Source organism: Bradyrhizobium sp. LMG 9283, from assembly GCF_045571415.1.
In the GTDB taxonomy this organism is placed as follows: Bacteria; Pseudomonadota; Alphaproteobacteria; order Rhizobiales; family Xanthobacteraceae; genus Bradyrhizobium.
In genome coordinates this window covers 8,095,892-8,115,171 of the sequence record NZ_CP120691.1, presented here as the reverse complement: position 1 = coordinate 8,115,171, position 19,280 = coordinate 8,095,892, and the positions used below count along the sequence as shown (strand labels likewise).

General features: G+C 63.5%; 16 protein-coding genes. 10 read left to right on the top strand and 6 right to left on the bottom strand.

Annotated features, from left to right (window positions below; all coding sequences use genetic code 11):
- Nucleotides 1-5 precede the first annotated feature (5 nt).
- Nucleotides 6-926: a methylenetetrahydrofolate reductase [NAD(P)H] gene (gene metF / locus P6U29_RS37775; protein WP_407115188.1), complete on the bottom strand. Its 921-nt coding sequence runs from the start codon at nucleotides 924-926 to the stop codon at nucleotides 6-8.
- 397 nt (nucleotides 927-1,323) lie between these two features.
- On the opposite strand from metF, the gene P6U29_RS37770 reads away from it, so the two are divergent.
- Complete coding sequence (locus P6U29_RS37770; protein WP_407115187.1) at nucleotides 1,324-2,340, top strand: LLM class flavin-dependent oxidoreductase; 1,017 nt, start codon at nucleotides 1,324-1,326, stop codon at nucleotides 2,338-2,340.
- 128 nt (nucleotides 2,341-2,468) lie between these two features.
- Here the strand turns inward: P6U29_RS37770 and P6U29_RS37765 are convergent, their stop codons facing one another.
- Together P6U29_RS37765 and P6U29_RS37760 are read right to left on the bottom strand one after the other, a co-directional pair.
- Entirely contained in the window at nucleotides 2,469-3,326 is an 858-nt protein-coding gene (locus P6U29_RS37765; protein WP_407115186.1) for a prephenate dehydratase, read from the bottom strand.
- Between the two features lie 21 nt (nucleotides 3,327-3,347).
- Nucleotides 3,348-4,088, bottom strand: a complete 741-nt coding sequence (locus tag P6U29_RS37760) for a 3-deoxy-manno-octulosonate cytidylyltransferase (protein ID WP_407115185.1) — start codon at nucleotides 4,086-4,088, stop codon at nucleotides 3,348-3,350.
- A gap of 220 nt (nucleotides 4,089-4,308) precedes the next feature.
- On the opposite strand from P6U29_RS37760, the gene P6U29_RS37755 reads away from it, so the two are divergent.
- The 6 genes from P6U29_RS37755 (at nucleotide 4,309) to P6U29_RS37730 (ending at nucleotide 12,806) form a co-directional block, all read left to right on the top strand.
- Nucleotides 4,309-4,863 carry a c-type cytochrome gene (locus P6U29_RS37755; RefSeq protein ID WP_407115184.1) on the top strand — a complete coding sequence of 185 codons (555 nt, stop codon included), beginning with the start codon at nucleotides 4,309-4,311 and terminating at the stop codon, nucleotides 4,861-4,863.
- 211 nt (nucleotides 4,864-5,074) lie between these two features.
- Entirely contained in the window at nucleotides 5,075-6,973 is a 1,899-nt protein-coding gene (locus P6U29_RS37750) for an extracellular solute-binding protein (RefSeq protein WP_407115183.1), read from the top strand.
- A gap of 14 nt (nucleotides 6,974-6,987) precedes the next feature.
- On the top strand, nucleotides 6,988-8,874 hold the full coding sequence (locus P6U29_RS37745) for an extracellular solute-binding protein (RefSeq protein ID WP_407115182.1): 1,887 nt from the start codon (nucleotides 6,988-6,990) through the stop codon (nucleotides 8,872-8,874).
- Between the two features lie 2 nt (nucleotides 8,875-8,876).
- Nucleotides 8,877-9,986, top strand: coding sequence for a microcin C ABC transporter permease YejB (locus P6U29_RS37740; RefSeq protein ID WP_407115181.1), 1,110 nt, complete (start codon nucleotides 8,877-8,879; stop codon nucleotides 9,984-9,986).
- The gene (locus P6U29_RS37735) at nucleotides 9,986-11,164 is read left to right on the top strand and encodes an ABC transporter permease (protein WP_407115180.1); all 1,179 of its coding nucleotides are present in this window, start codon (nucleotides 9,986-9,988) and stop codon (nucleotides 11,162-11,164) included. Before P6U29_RS37740 ends, P6U29_RS37735 begins: the two co-directional genes overlap by 1 nt.
- Nucleotides 11,165-11,168: 4 nt before the next feature.
- A complete protein-coding gene (locus P6U29_RS37730; protein WP_407115179.1) occupies nucleotides 11,169-12,806 on the top strand; it encodes an ABC transporter ATP-binding protein in 1,638 nt (545 codons plus the stop codon).
- Between the two features lie 105 nt (nucleotides 12,807-12,911).
- Here the strand turns inward: P6U29_RS37730 and P6U29_RS37725 are convergent, their stop codons facing one another.
- Both P6U29_RS37725 and P6U29_RS37720 read right to left on the bottom strand, forming a co-directional pair.
- Entirely contained in the window at nucleotides 12,912-13,766 is an 855-nt protein-coding gene (locus P6U29_RS37725) for an NlpC/P60 family protein (protein WP_407115178.1), read from the bottom strand.
- Nucleotides 13,759-15,132, bottom strand: coding sequence for a leucyl aminopeptidase family protein (locus P6U29_RS37720; RefSeq protein WP_407115177.1), 1,374 nt, complete (start codon nucleotides 15,130-15,132; stop codon nucleotides 13,759-13,761). Before P6U29_RS37720 ends, P6U29_RS37725 begins: the two co-directional genes overlap by 8 nt.
- A gap of 204 nt (nucleotides 15,133-15,336) precedes the next feature.
- Between P6U29_RS37720 and P6U29_RS37715 the strand changes: the two genes are divergently transcribed.
- The 3 genes from P6U29_RS37715 (at nucleotide 15,337) to P6U29_RS37705 (ending at nucleotide 18,243) form a co-directional block, all read left to right on the top strand.
- Entirely contained in the window at nucleotides 15,337-15,540 is a 204-nt protein-coding gene (locus P6U29_RS37715; protein ID WP_183247077.1) for a hypothetical protein, read from the top strand.
- Between the two features lie 281 nt (nucleotides 15,541-15,821).
- Nucleotides 15,822-17,318 (top strand): metallophosphoesterase family protein, encoded by a 1,497-nt coding sequence (locus tag P6U29_RS37710; RefSeq protein ID WP_407115176.1) that lies wholly within the window; start codon nucleotides 15,822-15,824, stop codon nucleotides 17,316-17,318.
- A gap of 97 nt (nucleotides 17,319-17,415) precedes the next feature.
- Nucleotides 17,416-18,243, top strand: a complete 828-nt coding sequence (locus P6U29_RS37705) for a tetratricopeptide repeat protein (RefSeq protein WP_407115175.1) — start codon at nucleotides 17,416-17,418, stop codon at nucleotides 18,241-18,243.
- A 56-nt stretch (nucleotides 18,244-18,299) separates the two neighbouring features.
- On the opposite strand, the gene P6U29_RS37700 is transcribed toward P6U29_RS37705, so the two are convergent.
- Entirely contained in the window at nucleotides 18,300-19,274 is a 975-nt protein-coding gene (locus tag P6U29_RS37700; RefSeq protein WP_407115174.1) for a type II secretion system F family protein, read from the bottom strand.
- Nucleotides 19,275-19,280 lie beyond the last annotated feature (6 nt).

The window sequence follows — 19,280 nt, the reverse complement described above, 5'->3', positions numbered from 1 at the left end:
TTCTCTTACGCTGCCTTCTGGGCGGTCTTGGCACGGATGCCGAGCAAATGGCTGATCGCGAACACGAGATCGGCGCGGTTCATGGTGTAGAAGTGGAAGGTATCGACGCCGTGCTTGGCGAGCTTCTGCACCTGGCCGGCGGCGACGGTCGCCGCCACCAGCTTGCGGGTCTCGGCGTCGTCATCGAGGCCCTCGAACTTCGCGGCGAACCAGTCGGGCACGGTGGTGCCGGCACGCGTCACGAAATTGCGTGCCTGCTTGAAATTGTGCATGGGCATGATGCCCGGCACGACAGGGATGTTGATCCCGCGGGCGCGGACGCGGTCGAGATAGCGGAAGTAGAGGTCGTTATCGAAGAACACCTGCGTGATCGCGCGGGTCGCGCCGGCGTCGACCTTGGCCTTCAGCGTGTCGATGTCGGCGTCGAAGTCGCGCGCCTCGGGGTGCTTTTCGGGATAGGCCGAAACGGACACCTCGATATCGCCATGCCGCTTCTTGATTCCCGCGACGAGCTCGGCAGAGCTCTGGTAGCCGTCGGGATGGCTGGAATAGGGTGTGCCGATGCCGCCAACGGGGTCACCGCGCAAGGCCACGATGTGACGCACGCCGACCTCGTGATAGCGGTCGACGATCTCGTCGATCTCGCCGCGCGATGCACCGACGCAGGTCAGATGCGCAGCCGGCAGCAGCGAGGTTTCTTTCAGGATGCGCGCAATGGTCGAATGGGTGCGCTCGCGGGTCGAGCCGCCGGCGCCATAGGTCACCGAGACGAATTTCGGCTCGAGCGGGGCCAGCCGCTTGATGGTCTCCCAGAGATTGCGCTCCATCTCCTCGGTCTTGGGCGGAAAGAACTCGAAGGAGATCGCAGGCCGCTTCAGGTGCCTGTCTTGCCCATTGGCTTGGCCAGGCGTCGTCGCGTCAGTCATGGCACCACTCACTCCAAGGTCTCGCTCAGCCACGGCGGCCAGCAGCCGCATCTAGCTCGGGGAGGCCTAAGATACGGCAAAGTGCGTTGGATCGACAGCCCATCATGGATGGGAAATGGCCCACTTGCGCCAAGAATAGCCGAATTAGTGAACGTTTGTCGATCTGAGTGGGAAATCCCTATAGGAAAATTCGCATTATAAATCAGTTCATTAGTCTAAGTCCGATCGAGGTTTGGCGCCTTTCTCCTATGTGGGCGACGTGAGCGTTGCGTCATTGTAGCTGTCTCAATCCCACCGTTTCCGTTCGGCCGGGCACGAGGGGCGCGCCGCTGGCATGCATCTGACCTGCGGAGCTGGCCCATTGCCGCTGCGCCGGCCTTCATTAGGTTAAGCCGCCATGATCCCGCTCTCAGTCCTCGACCTCTCCGTGGTCACCACCAGCACCCAGCCTGCCGCAGCGCTGCGCAACAGCATCGACCTGGCGCGCCACGTCGATGGGCTCGGCTATGTCCGCTATTGGCTCGCCGAGCATCACAACCTCGCCTCCGTCGCGAGCCCCGCGCCCGATGTGATGATCGGGCAGATCGCGGCGGTGACGAAGCACATCCGGGTCGGCTCAGGCGGAGTGATGCTGCCCAACCACGCGCCGCTGGTGGTGGCCGAGCGCTTCAAGATGCTGGAGGCGCTGTTTCCCGGCCGGATCGATCTCGGTCTCGGCCGTGCGCCGGGCACCGATGGCGCCACGGCCTATGCGCTGAGGAGCCGGCTCGACCGTCGCGAGGGCGACGATTTCCTGGAGCGGCTGCACGAACTGATCCTGTGGGAGACCCGCGAATTCCCCGCCGGGCACCCCTACAACAATGTCGTTGCGATGCCCGACGATACCAGGCTGCCGCCGATCTGGCTGCTTGGCTCCAGCGATTATTCCTCGGAATTGGCCGCCCAGGTCGGCATGGGCTTCGCCTTTGCCCATCATTTCGCTTCCCACGACGCGATCGATGCGATGGTGCATTACCGCAATCGTTTCCAGCCCTCAGCCTGGCGTGCGAGCCCGCACGCCATTCTCGCGGTCGCCGTCATTACGGCTGAAACCGATGAGGAGGCCGAAAGGCTCGCCTCTTCCTTCGACCTCAACCGCCTTCGCCGCGACCGTGGTCAATATCTGCCGCTGCCGAACGTCGAGGAGGCGATGGCCTATCCCTATACGGACGCCGAGCGCGCCTCGATCCTGCGCAACCGCTCGCGCCTGTTCGTCGGCAGCCCCGCGACGGTGCAGAAGAAGCTGCAGCCGCTGATCTACGCGAGCAAGCCGGACGAACTGATGGTGATCACTGCGGTGTACGACCATGAGGCGCGAAAGAAGTCGTATTCGCTGCTGGCGGAGGCGTTCGGGCTGGCGAAAAACGCGGCTTAGTCACGAGGGACACCGTGCCCCGGACGCAGTGCAGCGCGTAGCGGTGCGCTGCAGAGCCGGGGCCCATTGCAGTCCGTGTCTCGGGCCTCTGCGTCCCGGCTCGCGCTTCGCGCGACCGGGACACGCTACTAGTCCTGCGTCTCGCTGAATGTCGCCCGGAACGGATGGCCCGGATACACGCCGACGATGCGGAACTCGCGCGAGAAGAATTTCAGCTCCTCGATGGCGAAGGCGAGGCCCTTGTCTTCGGGGTGGCCGTCGACGTCGGCATAAAACTGCGTGGCGAAGAAATTGCCGTCGACCATGTAGCTCTCGAGCTTGGTCATGTTGACGCCGTTGGTGGCGAACCCGCCGAGCGCCTTGTAAAGCGCCGCCGGCAAGTTGCGCACGCGGAAAACAAAAGTGGTGACGAGCGGGCCGGTGCCTTGGGGCGCCCATTTCGGCTCACGCGCCAGCACCACGAAGCGCGTGGTGTTATGGGCCTCGTCCTCGATGTCGTCGGCAAGGATGTCGAGGCCGTAGATCTTGGCGGCCAGGCGCGAGGCGATCGCTGCGACGGTCTTGTCCTTGCGCTCGGAGATGTCGCGGGCGCTGCCGGCGGTGTCGGCGTGCACGATCGGCTTGATGCCGAGCTTGCGGATGATGCGCCGGCACTGGCCGAGCGCATGCACATGGCTCTCGACACTCTTGATGTCTTCGATCTTGGTGCCCTTCACCGCCATCAGCTGATGGCGGACCGGCAGAAACCATTCGCCAATGATGAACAGGCCAGAGGCCGGCAGCAGATGATGGATGTCAGCAACGCGGCCCGCGACCGAATTCTCGATCGGAATCATGCCGAGATCGGCCTCGCCCGAGGAGATCGCCGACAGCGCGTCCTCGAAGGTGGCGCAGGGCATCGGCTCGGCGTCGGGATAGGCCTCGACGATGGCGATGTGGGAATTGGCTCCGGGCTCGCCCTGGAATGCGATCTTCATCTTGCTCATGGTCGGCCTTGTAGCAGCGGCTCAGGATTTGGAAAGGATGCTGCGCGCGGTTTCGAGATCGGGCGGCGTGTCGACGCCGCGGGGTACGCTGTCGACGATCATGATGTCGATCCGCATGCCAGCCTCCACCGCCCGCAGCTGTTCCAGGCTTTCCTGGCGTTCCAGGGGCGAAGGCGGCAGCGACACGAACCGCTCCAGCGCGGCGCGACGATAGGCATAAAGGCCGATATGATGGTATCGCGGTCCGTTGCCGTAAGGGGCCGTGGCGCGGGTGAAATAAAGTGCCCGCAACCGCTTTGGCCCGATCGGCGAACCGATGGCCTTCACGACGCTCGGCGCGAGGTCCTCCTCCTCGCTGTGGATCTGCGAGGCCAATGTGACGATGTCGACTGCGGGGTCGTCGAACGGCGGCAGCACCTCGCGGATCGTTGCCGGCGTAATGGTCGGGAAATCACCCTGGAGGTTGATCACGATCTCGGCCTTGCCCTCGGGATCGAGCTTTTGCATGGCCTCGTGGATGCGGTCCGAGCCGGAGGGGTGGTCGGCGCGGGTCATCACGGCCTCGCCGCCATGAGCAGTGACGACCGAGGCGATCTCGTCGGTGTCCGTGGCGACCGCGACCCGGCCGATTGCCGCGGCCTCTGCACGGCGCAGCACATGTACGATCATCGGCAGACCCGCGATATCGGCGAGCGGCTTACCGGGCAGGCGGGTGGCGGCCATGCGGGCCGGGATCAGCACCAGAATGCGAGGATCGGTCATCGGGTCAAGAGCCTGGAAACGGGGCGTTTTCCGCACCGAGAAATGGAGTGGGGACGGGCTGAAAGCGCGGTCGCTTATACGGGTTGCCAGACCCCGGGCAAACCGATATCTCAATGGCAAAACTCGGGGAAACAATAAGGAACGTTCTTGATTCTCCCGAGGCTCGTCCTGGCGGCCATCTGAGCCGCTGTTTCCTTCTTGCGGTGGGGCCTGGCCGGAAATGGACTCTTTCGAACTCAACAAGATTCTCGGTGCCGTGCTCGGCACCTGTCTCCTTCTGCTGGTGACGAGCTTCACCGCCCAGGCGCTGTTCTCCCCCAAGATGCCGGAAAAGCCTGGCTTTGAGATCGCGGTGAAGGAAGATGCCGGCCACGGCAAGGAAGGTGGTGCCGCCGCAGCAGCCTCCTCGGAGCCGATCGAAAAGCTGCTCCAGACTGCCTCCGTCGAGAAGGGCGCTGCCGCCGCCAAGAAATGCGGCGCCTGCCACACCTTCGAGAAGGGTGGCCCGAATCGCGTTGGCCCGAACCTCTATGGCGTTGTCGGCGAGCCGAAGGGCGAGGGCCGCGGGTTCAATTTCTCCGCTGCGATGAAGGCCAAGGGCGGCACCTGGACGTTCGACGACCTCAACAAGTTCATCGCCAACCCGAAGGGCTTCATTCCGGGCACCGCGATGGGCTTCGCCGGCATTCCGAAGGACTCCGAGCGCGCCGACGTCATTGCCTATCTGAACTCGCTGTCGGAGCACCCTCAGCCGCTGCCGACCGCGTCGAAGTAAGGCTTCCAGAAACCATTTCGGAATGTGCGGCCAGGCTGAAAAGCCTGGCCGTTTCCTTATCCGGGCCTCGCGACGACGTTATCGAGGCGTTTGGCCGCATCCGATAGGTTGCAGGGGCTTCCAAGATGAGGAAAAAGCAACATATTCGGTCGAAACCTCGCCTATATTGGGAACTTAAAGGAGTAGCCTCCTTCAAGACAGGGATGTTGATTTGGCCATTACCCGACGCGATCTCCTGCTCACCGGCACTGCTGCCGCAGCGCTCCCCGCCCTTGGTTCCGTCGCGGGCGTTGCCGTCGGCTCGGCGCATGCGCAATCAGCAACTGAGCTGCCCTGGCGCCATGCGCTGTCGCTGTTCGGAAAGGTCAAGTATCCCGCCGATTTCCAGCACTTCGATTACGTCAATCCGGAAGCGCCCAAGGGCGGGGTTGCGCGCCAGATCGCCGTCGGCACATTCGACAATTTCAATATCGTCGTATCAGGTGTGAAGGGGCAGGTCGCCGGCGCCGTCGCCTTCATCTACGAATCCCTCACAACGCCCTCGCTCGACGAGGTCTCGACCGAATACGGCGCGCTAGCCGAAGCGGTCAGCCACCCCGACGACTTCTCCTTCGTCACCTACCGCTTGCGGCCGCAGGCGAAATGGCACGACGGCAAGCCCGTTACGCCGGATGACGTGATCTTCTCGCTCGATTCCTTCAAGAAGCACCATCCGATGTACTCGGCGTACTACAGCCATGTGGTAAAGGCCGAGAAGGTCGGCGAGCGTGAGGTGAAGTTCGTATTCGACGCGCCCGGCAACCGTGAGCTGCCGCAGATCGTGGGGCAGCTTATAGTCTTGCCGAAGCATTGGTGGGAGGGGACGGACGCGCAGGGCCGCAAGCGCGATGTCTCCGCCACGACGCTCGAAGTGCCGCTCGGCTCCGGCCCCTACAGGATCAAGGAATTCGTTGCAGGACGGTCGATCGCGCTGGAGCGCGTCAAGAATTATTGGGGCCGCGACTTTCCCACCAATGTGGGCCGCAACAATTTCGACGAGCTGCGCTATGAATATTTCCGCGACGCTACTGTCGCGATCGAGGCTTTCAAGGCCGATCAGGTCGATTGGCGTACCGAGAACAGCGCGAAGAACTGGGCGACTGCCTACGACTTCCCGGCCGTGACCGAAAAGCGGGTGATCCTCGAGGAATTCGCCAATCGCAGCTCGGGCGTGATGCAAGCCTTCGTGCCGAACCTGCGCCGTGCCAAGTTCAGTGATCCACGGGTGCGGCGTGCGCTCAACTACGCGTTCGACTTCGAGGAGATGAACAAGCAGATCTTCTACGGTCAGTACAAGCGCATCAGCAGCTATTTCGACGGCATCGAAGACCTGATGGCGACCGGCCTGCCGCAGGGGAAGGAGCTCGAGATCCTCGAGACTGTCCGGGCCCAGGTGCCGCCCGAAGTCTTCACGACCGCCTATACCAATCCGGTCGGCGGCAGTCCGGAGGCCGTGCGCGACAATCTGCGCGAGGCGCTACGCCTGTTCAAGGAAGCCGGGTATGAGGTGCGCGACCGCAAGCTGATCGATGTTAAAACCGGCGCCCAGTTCTCCCTGGAACTGCTGAACTCGGACCCGAGCTTCGAGCGGATCACGCTGTTCTACAAGCCATCTCTGGAACGGCTGGGCATTGCTGTCAGCGTGCGCACTGTCGATCCAACTCAATACGAGAACAGGACCCGCGAGTGGGATTTCGACATGGTCACCAACTCCTGGCCCGAATCGCAGTCGCCGGGCAATGAGCAGCGCGAATTCTGGTCGTCCAAGACGGCCGACATCGCCGGCTCGCGCAATCTTGCCGGCATCAAGAATCCGGCGGTTGACAAGCTGATCGAGCGGGTCATCTACGCCACCGATCGGGACGATCTCGTCGCCGCGACCAAGGCGCTCGACCGCGTGCTGCTGTGGAATCACTACGTCGTGCCGCAGTGGAATTATCCAAAGGTGCGCACTGCGCGCTGGGATCGCTTCGGCCGGCCGGCGGAATTGCCCAGATATGGTCTGTCAGGCTTCCCGTTCATCTGGTGGTACGACGCAGAGAAGGCAGTGCGGATCGCAAAGAAGTCGTGAAGGACAATCCCCGCATGACGCAGATGTCACGCCGCCATGTGTTGTTCTTGGGGGTTGGCGGCGCCCTCGGGGCGTCGCTGGGTGCGCAGCCGTTGCGCGGCGCGCGAGCGTCGGAAGCGGCGACCGAGGCGCACGGCATCTCGGCGTTCGGCGATCTCAAATATCCGGCCGACTTCCACCATTTCGATTACGTCAATGTCGCCGCGCCGAAGGGCGGTACGTTCTCGCTGATCCCGTCGGTGCGCTCGTACAACCAGTCCTACCAGACCTTCAACTCGCTCAACGCTTTCATCCTGAAGGGCGACGGCGCGCAGGGCATGGACATGACGTTTGCGCCGCTGATGGTGCGCGCAAACGACGAGCCCGATGCGATGTACGGGCTTGCCGCCAAATCCGTGCAGATCTCGCCGGACAAGCTGGTCTATCGCTTCACGATGCGGCCGGAGGCGAAATTCCATGATGGCACGAAGCTCACTGCCCACGACGCGGCGTTCTCGCTGACGACGCTGAAGGCCAAGGGCCATCCGCTGATCATCGTGCAGATGCGCGACATGGTCAGCGCGGAAGCGCTCGACAATGCGACGCTCGTCGTCACTTTTGCCAAGGGGCGTGCGCGCGATGTGCCGCTCTATATCGCTGGCCTGCCCATCTTCTCGAAGGCATACTACGCGTCTCGCCCGTTCGATGAATCGACGCTGGAGACTCCGCTGGGCTCGGGTCCGTACAAGGTCGGCAAGTTCGAGGTCAATCGCTATATCGAGTATGAGCGGGTGAAGGACTGGTGGGCTGCCGATCTGCCGCCCTGCCGCGGCACCTACAATTTCGATGTCGTCCGCTATGAGTTCTATCGTGACCGCGACGTCGCCTTCGAGGGTTTCACCGGCAAGAGCTATCTCTATCGCGAGGAGTTCACCTCGCGCATCTGGGCGACGCGCTATGACTTCCCGGCCGCGAAGGATGGCCGCGTCAAGCTGGAGGTCGTGCCCGACGACACGCCGTCCGGCGCGCAAGGCTGGTTCATCAACACGCGGCGCGACAAGTTTAGGGATCCGCGCGTGCGCGAGGCTCTGATCAACGCCTTCGATTTCGAATGGACCAACAAGAGCATCATGTACGGCGCGTATGCCCGTACGGTGTCGCCGTTCCAGAACTCGGACCTCATGGCGAGCGATGGGCCTCCTTCGCAGGAGGAACTCAAATTGCTCGAACCTTTCCGCGGTCGGGTTCCCGACGAAGTGTTCGCTGCGCCGTTTACGCCTCCGGTGTCGGACGGCTCCGGGCAAGACCGCAGCCTGTTGCGCAAGGCGCAGCAACTGCTGAACGAAGCAGGCGTACCGATCAAGGACGGCAAGCGGGTGCTGCCGAGCGGCGAGGTCTTCAGGATCGAGTTCCTGCTGGACGAGCCTTCGTTCCAGCCGCACCATGCGCCCTACATCAAAAATCTCGCGACGCTCGGTATCGAGGCGAGCGTCCGCCTGGTCGATGCGGTGCAACACAAGGCGCGCCAGGAAGATTTCGATTTCGACATGACAATCCAGCGCTTCAGCATGTCGGCGACACCAGGCGATGCCATGCGCGCGTTCTTCTCCTCGCAGGTGGCGAACACCAAGGGCTCGTACAATCTCGCGGGCGTCGCCAGCCCGGCGATCGATGCCATGATCGAGAAAATCATGGCGGCTGACAGCCGGGAAGAGTTGACAGTCGCCTGCCGCGCTTTCGATCGCCTGTTTCGCGCCGGCCGCTATTGGGTGCCGCAATGGTACAATAAGACGCACCGGCTGGCTTACTGGGATCAGTTCGGCCATCCGCAGAAGCTGCCGCGTTATGCCAACGGCGTCGGCGCGCCCGACATCTGGTGGCATGAACCCGCCAAGGCGGCCAAGCTCGAGCAGGCAAAATAGCCATGAGCGCCTATATCGCCCGTCGCATCCTCCTGATGATCCCGACGCTGCTCGGAATCCTCTTCGTGTCCTTCGTCGTCGTGCAGTTCGCGCCGGGCGGCCCGGTCGAGCGCGTGATCGCGCAGCTCTCGGGCGCCGATACCGGCGGCACGTCGCGCATTTCGGGCGGCGGCGATTTTGCGCAGCGCGCGCCGGGGCAAGTCGGCGCCGGCGCCGATGCCATCAACTCGAAATATCGCGGTGCGCAGGGGCTCGATCCTGATTTCATCAAGAAGCTGGAGGTGCAGTTCGGTTTCGACAAGCCGGCACCGGAGCGCTTCCTGCTGATGGTGTGGAATTTCGCTCGTTTCGATTTCGGCAAGAGCTATTTTCGCGATGTCAGCGTGCTCCAGCTCATCAAGGAGAAGTTGCCGGTCTCGATCTCGCTCGGCCTGTGGCTGACGCTTCTGACCTATCTGATCTCGATTCCGCTCGGCATCCGCAAGGCGGTGAAGGACGGCACGCGATTCGACACCTGGACGTCGACCGTGCTCGTGCTCGGCTATGCGATTCCCGGCTTCCTGTTTGCGATCCTCCTGATCATCCTGTTTGCCGGTGGCTCGTTCTTCAACTGGTTCCCGCTACGCGGACTAACCTCGGACGGCTGGTCGCAGTTTCCCTGGTACTGGAAGATCGTCGATTATTTCTGGCATCTGACGCTGCCGCTGATTGCCATGGGGCTTGGCGCGTTCACCACCATGACGTTCCTGTCCAAGAACTCGTTCCTGGACGAGATCCGCAAGCAATACGTCATGACTGCGCGGGCCAAGGGCTGCACCGAGAGCCGGGTGCTCTATGGCCATGTCTTCCGCAACGCGATGCTGATCGTGATCGCCGGTTTCCCCGGGACCTTCATCCACGCCTTTTTTTCAGGCTCGCTTCTGATCGAGACCATCTTCTCGCTGGATGGGCTCGGGCTGCTCAGCTTCGAGAGCGTGCTCAACCGCGACTATCCCGTGGTGTTCGGCACGCTCTACATCTTTTCGCTGGTCGGCCTCGTGATCAATTTGATCTCCGACCTGACCTATATGTGGATCGACCCTCGGATCGACTTCGAGGCGCGGGAGGTCTGATGACGATTACCGCGCCGACGCCGATCGAGACCACGGCCAAGTCTCCACTGGGAGGGGTCGTACCGATCACGCGCAAGCCCTTCGCGCCTTCGCCACTCAACAGGCGGCGTTGGCAGAACTTCAAGGCCAACCGGCGCGGCTATTGGTCGTTCTGGATATTCATCGGCTTGTTTGTGGTCTCGCTGTTTGCGGAACTTATCGCCAATGATCGACCCTTCCTGATCAAGTTCGACGGCCATCTCTATTGGCCGGCCTTCGTGACCTATTCGGAGACGACCTTCGGCGGCGATTTCGAGACGGCGGCCGACTACCGCGATCCCTATTTGCAGAAGCTGATCAAGGACAAGGGCGGCACCATCGTCTGGCCGCTGATCCGTTATTCCTACGACACGCATAATCTTGACCTGCCGACACCGGCACCGTCGCCGCCGACCTGGATGCTGACGGAGAAGCAGTGCAAGCCGGTGGTGGAGAAGAAGGGGCTGAAGAGCTGCCGCGATCTCGAATACAACTGGCTCGGCACTGACGATCAGGGTCGCGACGTGGTGGCGCGATTGATCTACGGTTTCCGCATCTCGGTGCTGTTCGGCCTTTGTCTCACGATCGTTTCGTCCGTCATCGGCATCGCGGCGGGAGCGGTGCAGGGCTATTTCGGCGGCCGGGTCGATCTCATCTTCCAGCGCTTCATCGAGATCTGGACGGCGATTCCCTCGCTCTATCTTCTCCTGATCCTATCCTCGGTCCTCGTGCCCGGCTTCTTCGTGCTGCTCGGAATACTCCTGCTGTTCTCCTGGGTCTCGCTGGTTGGTCTGGTGCGGGCCGAGTTCCTGCGCGGGCGCAATTTCGAATATATCCAGGCGGCGCGGGCGCTCGGCGTCTCCAACCCGGTCATCATGTTTCGCCACCTGCTGCCGAACGCGATGGTCGCGACCATGACGTTCCTGCCATTCATCGTGTCGAGCTCGGTGATGACACTGACGGCCCTCGATTTCCTCGGCTTCGGCCTGCCGCCCGGTTCGCCCTCGCTAGGTGAGCTTCTATCGCAGGCAAAGGCCAATGTGCAGGCACCATGGCTCGGCTTCTCCGGATTCTTCTCGGTCGCGATCATGCTGTCGCTGTTGATCTTCATCGGCGAAGCCGTGCGCGACGCCTTCGATCCGCGCAAGACGTTCAGGTAAGCCAATGGACGCCATCAACCAGCCCCTGCTCAGCGTGCGCGATCTCTCGGTGGCCTTCCACCAGGGCGGCGCCACCACGCTCGCGGTCGACAAGGTCTCGTTCCAGATCAAGCGCGGCGAATGCGTGGCGCTGGTCGGCGAATCCGGTTCCGGCAAGTCGGTCAGCGCGCTGTCGATCCTCAAGCTCCTGCCGTATCCGAACGCCTCGCATCCCTCGGGCAGCATCCGTTTCAAGGGGCAGGAGCTGATTGAGCAATCCGAGCAGCAGATGCGGGAGATCAGAGGCAGCGACATCTCCATCATCTTCCAGGAGCCGATGACGTCGCTCAATCCGCTGCACACGATCGAGGCGCAGATCGGCGAGATCATCCAGCTGCATAATCCCACCAGCAATGCCGGGGCGCGCAGACGGACTCTGGAGCTGCTCACGCAGGTCGGCATCCCCGAGCCCGAGACGCGGCTGAAGAGCTATCCGCACCAGCTCTCCGGCGGCCAGCGTCAACGCGTGATGATCGCGATGGCACTCGCAAACGAGCCGGATCTGTTGATCGCGGACGAGCCGACCACGGCGCTCGACGTCACCGTGCAGGCGCAGATCCTGGCCCTGCTCGCCGAAATCCGTTCGCGACTCGGCATGAGCCTGCTGTTCATCACCCACGATCTCGGCATCGTTCGCCGCATCGCCGATACCGTCTGCGTCATGAAGGGCGGTGTGATCGTCGAGCAGGGGCCGGTCGAGCAGGTCTTCAAGACCCCGAAACATCCCTATACGCGCGACCTGCTCGCCGCGGAGCCGAAGCCCGATCCCGCGCCGCCGCAGCCGGGTGCGCCGGTGGTGATGTCGGCCGATGATCTCAAAGTCTGGTTTCCGATCAAGCGCGGCTTGATGCGCAAGACGGTCGGCCACATCAAGGCGGTTGACGGCGTCAGTGTCGCCGTGCGCAAGGGCGAGACGCTTGGGGTGGTCGGCGAATCCGGCTCGGGCAAGACCACGCTGGGGCTCGCGCTGCTGCGGCTGATCTCCTCGAACGGCCGCATCGTGTTTTTGGGCAAGGACATCCAGGGCTTGCGCTTCAAGGAGATGCGGCCGTTCCGACGCGACATGCAGATCGTGTTCCAGGATCCGTTCGGCTCGCTCTCACCGCGCATGTCGGTCGCCGACATCATCGCCGAAGGTCTCTCCGTGCATCAGCCGAAGCAGTCGCGCGAGGAGCGCGAGGCACGCGTCGTCAAGGCGCTGGAGGATGTCGGGCTCGATCCGGATACGCGCTTCCGCTATCCGCATGAATTCTCCGGCGGCCAACGCCAGCGCATCAGCATCGCGCGGGCGGTGGTGCTGGAGCCGGATTTTGTCGTGCTGGACGAGCCGACCAGCGCGCTCGACATGCTGTTCCAGGCGCAGATGGTCGATCTGTTGCGCGAGCTCCAGCGCAAGCGCGAGCTCACCTACATGTTCATCTCGCACGACTTGCGCGTCGTCGCCTCGCTCGCCAGCCATCTCATCGTGATGCGCGGCGGCAAGGTGGTCGAGGAGGGGCAGGCGGCCGAGCTGTTTCGGAGTCCGAAGACCGATTACACCCGCGCGCTGTTCGCGGCCGCGTTCCGGCTGGAGACGGCGGGGAATGGGGCGGTCGCGACGTAGCGTTCGTTATTTCGGGGCGCGCAGCGCGAACCCGGAATCCAGAGATGATGGCGCGAGACTCCGGGTTCACGCGCGATGCGCGTGCCCCGGAATGACAAAGAATAATCAGAGCCGCTTGATTGCGACGACCTCGCTGCCGGCCTGCTTGATCCGCGCGATCGCGGGCTCGATCGGTTCGATCACGGTCGCCATGTGATGGGCATTGGCGTGGACCATGGTGCTGCCGTCGCGGACGATGGCGACATGGCCCTTCCAGAAGATCAGATCGCCACGCAGCAAGCTGCTCCGCTCATGCGGCTCCAGCGCGCGACCGAGACCCGCCAGCTGCAAATCGCTGTCGCGCGGGCAGCCGATCCCGGCTGATGTGAGCGAGACCTGTACCAGCCCCGAGCAATCGATGCCAAAACTGCTCTTGCCGCCCCAGAGATAAGGCGTGCCAACGAAGCGCTCGGCCACTGCGACGAAATCCGGCTCGCGATGATCGAGCGGCGCGAGATGAGTCCGTGGCAAGAACGTTCCTTCGCGCGTCATCGCGAAGGTCCCGTCCTCGCGCGCGATCGTGAGCCTTGATCCCAGGACCAGCGTGGCAGCCGGCGGCAGCTTGATCGACGGGCCGGGGAACGCAAACGTCCGAAGTACGCCCACCTTGTGCGTCGGCGCGGCCGTCGGCTTCAAGAGCGCCGCGTCGGGCAGCCAGCCGACATAGCCGTCGCCATTGAGCTGGCCCCAGGCCCAGCCTTCGCCGTTGTGGTCGTAGATCGTGACGCGCTCGCCCCGCACCGCCTCCGTCATCAGCATCGCATTCGAGGATGGCTGCTCGCGCACCGGCGCGAGCGCGTCGATCACCTCGAGTTCTTCGCCGGTGACGAAGCGCTCCGCCGCAACCTTGCCTTCGAGATATTTCGCGGCGATGTCGCCGCGCGCCGGCGTCAGCCTTGGATCGTGTCTTGGATCACGCATAGCGCTCGCTCAGGAGTGCGTAGATGGCGCGCGCGGCCTGGCACTCGCCGCCTTCGGGCCGCGCTGGCTTCGCCGACGGTGTCCAGCCGTAGATGTCGACATGCAACCAGCTCTTGGCGTGCTCGACGAACCGTTGCAGGAACAGGGCGCAGGTGATCGAGCCGGCAAAGCCGCCCGACGGCGCGTTGGTGATGGTCGCCGTCTTGGAGTCCAGCCAGGAATCGTAAGGCGGCCACAGCGGCATGCGCCACAACGGATCGTTCTCCTTCGCCGCGCAGCGCGCGACGTCGGCGGCCAGCGTCTCATCATTGGTGTAAAAGGGCGGTAAATCCGGCCCCAGCGCGACGCGCGCCGCGCCGGTCAGCGTGCCCAGGTCGATCAGCAGGTCCGGCTTCTCCTCGTCGGCCAGCGCCAGCGCATCGGCGAGCACCAGGCGTCCTTCCGCGTCCGTGTTGCCGATCTCGACCGTGATGCCCTTGCGCGAGGTAAAAATGTCGAGCGGGCGGAAGGCATTTCCGGCGACCGCATTCTCCACCGCGGGGATCAGCACGCGCAGCCGTACCCTCAGCTTTGCATCCATCACCATGCGCGCGAGCGCCAGCACGTTGGCGGCACCGCCCATGTCCTTCTTCATGATCAGCATGCCGCTCGACGGTTTCAGGTCGAGCCCGCCGGTGTCGAAGCACACGCCCTTGCCGACCAGCGTCACCTTGGGATGATCGGGATCGCCCCAGCCGATGTCGATCAGCCGCGGTGCGCGGCTAGAGGCCATGCCGACGGCATGGATCAACGGAAAGTTCGTCTTGAGATCCTCGCCGATTGTGCAGGCGAAGCTTGCGCCGAACTCGGCGGAGAGTGCTTGGGCGGCTGCGGCGAGTTCCGTCGGGCCCATGTCGTTGGACGGCGTGTTGATGAGGTCGCGCGCGAGCATTGCGGCATCAGCAATACGCTCGATCTCGGCCGGGTCGACACCGTCGGGTGGCACCAGCCGCACCTCGGGGCGATCTGCCTTGCGGTAGCGGCCAAAGCGGTAGCAGCCCAGTGCGAAGGCGAGCGCCGCCAGCCGCGCATCGTGCGGTGCATTGGCAAAGCGATAGGTGCCCGGCGGCAGCAGGCCGGGCAGGGCGCCGGGTCGGAACAGGTCGCGCGATCTGGCGCCCTCGTCTTCGAGGCCGAACAGCACCTGCGCGATCGCGCCGTCCGGCGTTGGCAGCGGCAGATAGCCGCCAGGCTTGGCGGCAAAGGCGCTCGCGGTCGCAAACTGGCGTTGCGCCGGCGGCAGCGTCTCGGCGACCTGATCCCAGCTCGACTTGGTGACGAAGGTGATCGGGGTGGCGGTGGGTGAGATCTCGAAGACAGAAGGCATTGGCGGGTCCGGATCGTCAGATCAAGCGGGTAGTCATGCGAACGGACGAGACTTCGCAGAGTTTCGCCGCCGCTGCAATCGGCTTTGCCGTCACCGTTCAGCGAGCCGCTACTCGCCGCAAGGGGGCCATGCTAGGTTCCGGGAAGCGGGCGCCAAATGTGGAGATCGCCGGCGACCGACGAGGAAGCGCCGGGAGGAAATGCGATGGAATTCGTGTGGAGCGTGGTCACATTCATCGGCCAGGCCGTCGAGGCGATCTTTGGCTATGTCGAGCATCACCATTGGATCTTCGCGTTCCTTGCCGGCGGCTACGTCTTCTATCTCCACGACCGTTCCGTGCACGCGCGGTTCGACGCGCTGGACAAGCGCGTCGACGAAATCCGCAAGCGGCTCGCCATCGAATATTGACCTGACGACATGAAACCGTCCTCAGGCGGACCTCGTAACTCACGCCGAGAACTGCCGTTCGCAAAGGCACGGCTGCAGGCTTTACTAGCGTTATGGTTGTGGCATTATCGACGAATATTTTAGATTGTGTCCTCCGCTCTGCTTGCACCGATCGCAGACACGCGGCGGCACGCGGTTGATACCTGTCCAGGTTTTTCTTGGCTGATACGGCCTGACTCTGTTCGTCGAAAGCATTTCTCTCATCGTTTGGGCGGCGCAGCATTTGCAGATGAGCGGCGCAAATGGATAGATCGTTCGTTATTGCGCAGATTTCCGACCTGCATCTGGATGGGTCGGGCCGGCTGCTTCCGACCGTCGAGACACTCACGGTCGCGATTCGCGAGAAGATGACAGGCGTCACGGATGTCCCCGATCGCATCCTGCTGATCACGGGGGATCTGGTGGACGATCCGAATCCGCGCGCGCTCGACGAGGCGCTCGCCGTGATCGCGTCCTTCCGGCAGACCGGGCTGTTCACCGACATCCAGGCCGTTGCCGGCAATCACGATGTCAAGCGGCGTGCAGGCCGTCACGACGCCTACGATTACCTGCATCTGCCGCGGACCTCGAAGAGTGTCTATTACCGGCAGGCAGGCCTCGACCTAGTGCTGCTCGATTCCAATCGCGCAAGCCTCATCACGCTCGCGAGCGGCAAGATCGACGAGAGCACTTACAAGGCGATGGTCGCAGATTCCGCCCGGCTGAGCGCCGAGCTCGCGGGCAGCATGGGTTCTGCGGGGCGCGCTGATTATGCCGAGCCAGCGGAAAACCTGGTGCGTGTGCTGGCCCTGCACCATCATCCGCTGCCGCAGGCCACCGGCGAAGGAAAGCGCTTTCTCGGCGTGCCCGACGAACCGCTGATGTATCTCGCCGCACCCGCGACCTTCCTCGAGGCCGCCACCTCGCTCAACGTCGATCTGGTTCTGCATGGTCATCGCCATGTCGAGGGACTGACCCGCTATTCCATCCCCGATCCGCGCGCGACGTCGGGCGAGAGTGAAGAAGCGTTCTGGCGCACGATCTACGTGCTCTCATGTCCATCCTCGACCGGACAAGCCGGCGACGCTGCCGGCTTCAACCTCATTCATTTCGGCCCCGTGTCCCGCGGCGGGCGCACGGAGCACCTTTTCGCGATCACCCGCTATTCAAGGCTGCGCAACGATGCCGCCTTCAGGTTGCTCGATTCGAACCTGCCGGACGGCGACATCAGGCTGCCGGCAGCGCGGGACTTTTCCCGTGATCCGGCCGTTCAGTCGGCGATCGAGGTCGCCTCATCCGCCTCAGTGAAGCGGGATCAGGTCGCGGCGATCACCCGCCGGCTGTTCATGCGCCGCAGCTTTTACGATGAAGCGGAGCCGAACTGGGCGGATGCGCTCTACACCTACGTCGTCTCGTCGCATGCCTGGGCGGAGCTCGAAGGCAAGGTCGCGAGGTCCGGGCCGAGATCTGACATCGACACGCTTGCGGCGGTGAGAACGCTGCTCGGCCGATTGATCGAGCAATCCGCCGACGTGCTCGGCATCGATAGCGCTCAGCTCGATGAGCTCTGCGGGAGGGGTCTGATCAACTGTGACGACTTCCTGCGTCAATTGCCGCGGTTGCCCTGCGAGGGCGTCGACGTTCAGCGGCAGGCGCGGCAGAGACTACAACTGCTGCGGGACCTGGACGAACAGGTGCAGGCGCTCGGCCTCGATCTGGGCCTCGGCGGTGAAGTGCCGCCGCAACAATCGCCGCCTTGAGAGGGGTAGGCCTGAGACGGCGTTAACCGGCCGTTAGGGTTAACATTCTATTGCTGGCGCGTTCGGCTCGATCGAGCGGCTCGAGAGTCAAGGCGTCATGCGTCAACGGATCAGTCTTACCCGGCTACTTGCCTCCACATCGCTGGTCGCGACGGTGGCGATGGGCCTCGGCGGCTGCACGGCCATGTCGAAACTCTCCGAGGTGACAGGCTCGGTCGGCCCTCGGGCGGAGGCGGCTCCCGCCGATCGTGCGCCCACCGATCCAACGCGTGCGGTCGAAGTCTACGGCGAGCGCTACCGCGCCAATCCCAAGGATGCCGACGCCGCGCTCGCTTACGGACAGGCCCTGCGCGCCAACGGTCAGCGCGCCCAGGCCGCCGCCGTGCTTGAGCAGGCGACCATCGCCAATCCCGGCAACAAGGCGCTGCTTGCCCAGTACGGCCGCGCACTCGCCGACAACGGCAATTTCCAGCAGGCTTACGATGTTCTGTCGAAGGCGCATTCGCCCGACAATCCCGACTGGCGCTTGCTTTCGGTACAGGGCACCGCGCTGGACCAGATGGGCCGTCACGAGGAGGCGCGATCCTATTACGCGAGCGCGCTGAAGATCGCACCGGGTGATCCCGGCGTGCTCTCCAATCTCGGCCTGTCCTACATGTTGTCGAGAGATCTGCCGAAGGCCGAAGAGGCGCTGCGGCAGGCCTATGCCTCGCCGCGTGCGAGCGCCCGGGTGCGGCAGAACCTCGCTTTGGTCGTCGGTCTCCAGGGCCGCTTCGCGGAAGCGGAGACCATCGTGAAAGCGGACCTGCCACCGGACCAGGCCGCGGCCAATGTCGCCTATCTCAAGGACATGCTGAGCCGCAGCGACGTCCCGCGCGGCGCACCGAAGCGGACGCCAGTTGCTTCGCTCAGCCAGCCCGACTGATCAGATCCGACCGTCTGATCTCGGCCTGAATGGTGAAGCGGGCGGTTCGCCTCGACTCAGTGCATCTCTGTGATCTTGATGCCGGTCGGTCCGAGAATGACCACGAACAGCACCGGCAGGAAGAACAGGATCATCGGCACCGTCAGCTTCGGCGGCAGAGCCGCGGCCTTCTTCTCGGCCTCGTTCATGCGCATGTCGCGGTTCTCCTGCGCCATGACGCGCAGGGAATGGCCGAGCGGGGTGCCGTAACGCTCCGCCTGCTGAAGCGCCAAACACACCGACTTGACGCCCTCGAGCCCGGTGCGCCGTGCCAGGTTCTCATAAGCGACCTTGCGATCCTGCAAATAGGACAGTTCGGCCGTGGTCAGGGTGAACTCCTCCGACAGCGCGATCGACTGGCCCACGATTTCGTTCGCAACCTTCCGGAACGCCATTTCGACCGACATGCCGGATTCGATGCAGATCAGGAGCAGGTCGAGCGCGTCGGGAAACGCACGCTTGATCGAGAGCTGGCGCTTGGAGATCGCATTCCTGAGGAACAGCATCGGCGCCTGGAGGCCGAGATAGGCAGCGCCGACGCAGATGCCGATCTTGATCGGCATCGCCTGCTCCATATGCGCGATCAGGAAGACGTAGAGGACCGAGCCGATCAAGAACACGATCGGGGCGACCATGCGGGCAAACAGGAAGGTGACGTAGGGCGCCTGGCCGCGGTAACCTGCCATGATGAGCTTGTCTCGCGCAGCTTCCTGCGCGAGCCATTTGGTCAGGTTGAAGTCCTCGACCACCTTGGAGACCAGTTGCTTCGGCGTCTGGCGCAGCGAGACTTTTTCGTTCTTGTGAAGACGCTCACGCTCGCGCTGCCGGATGCGCTCGCGTTCGCTCGCCACCGCTTTCATGCGCTTGGAGAGGCCCTCGCCGGCGAACAACGGCATCACCAGCGTATAGACGGTGGCGCTCGCGGCGATGGCCGCGAGCAGCATGGTCATGAAACGGACGTCGTGCAGTTTCGAGACGAGGAATTCGACCATACGGCA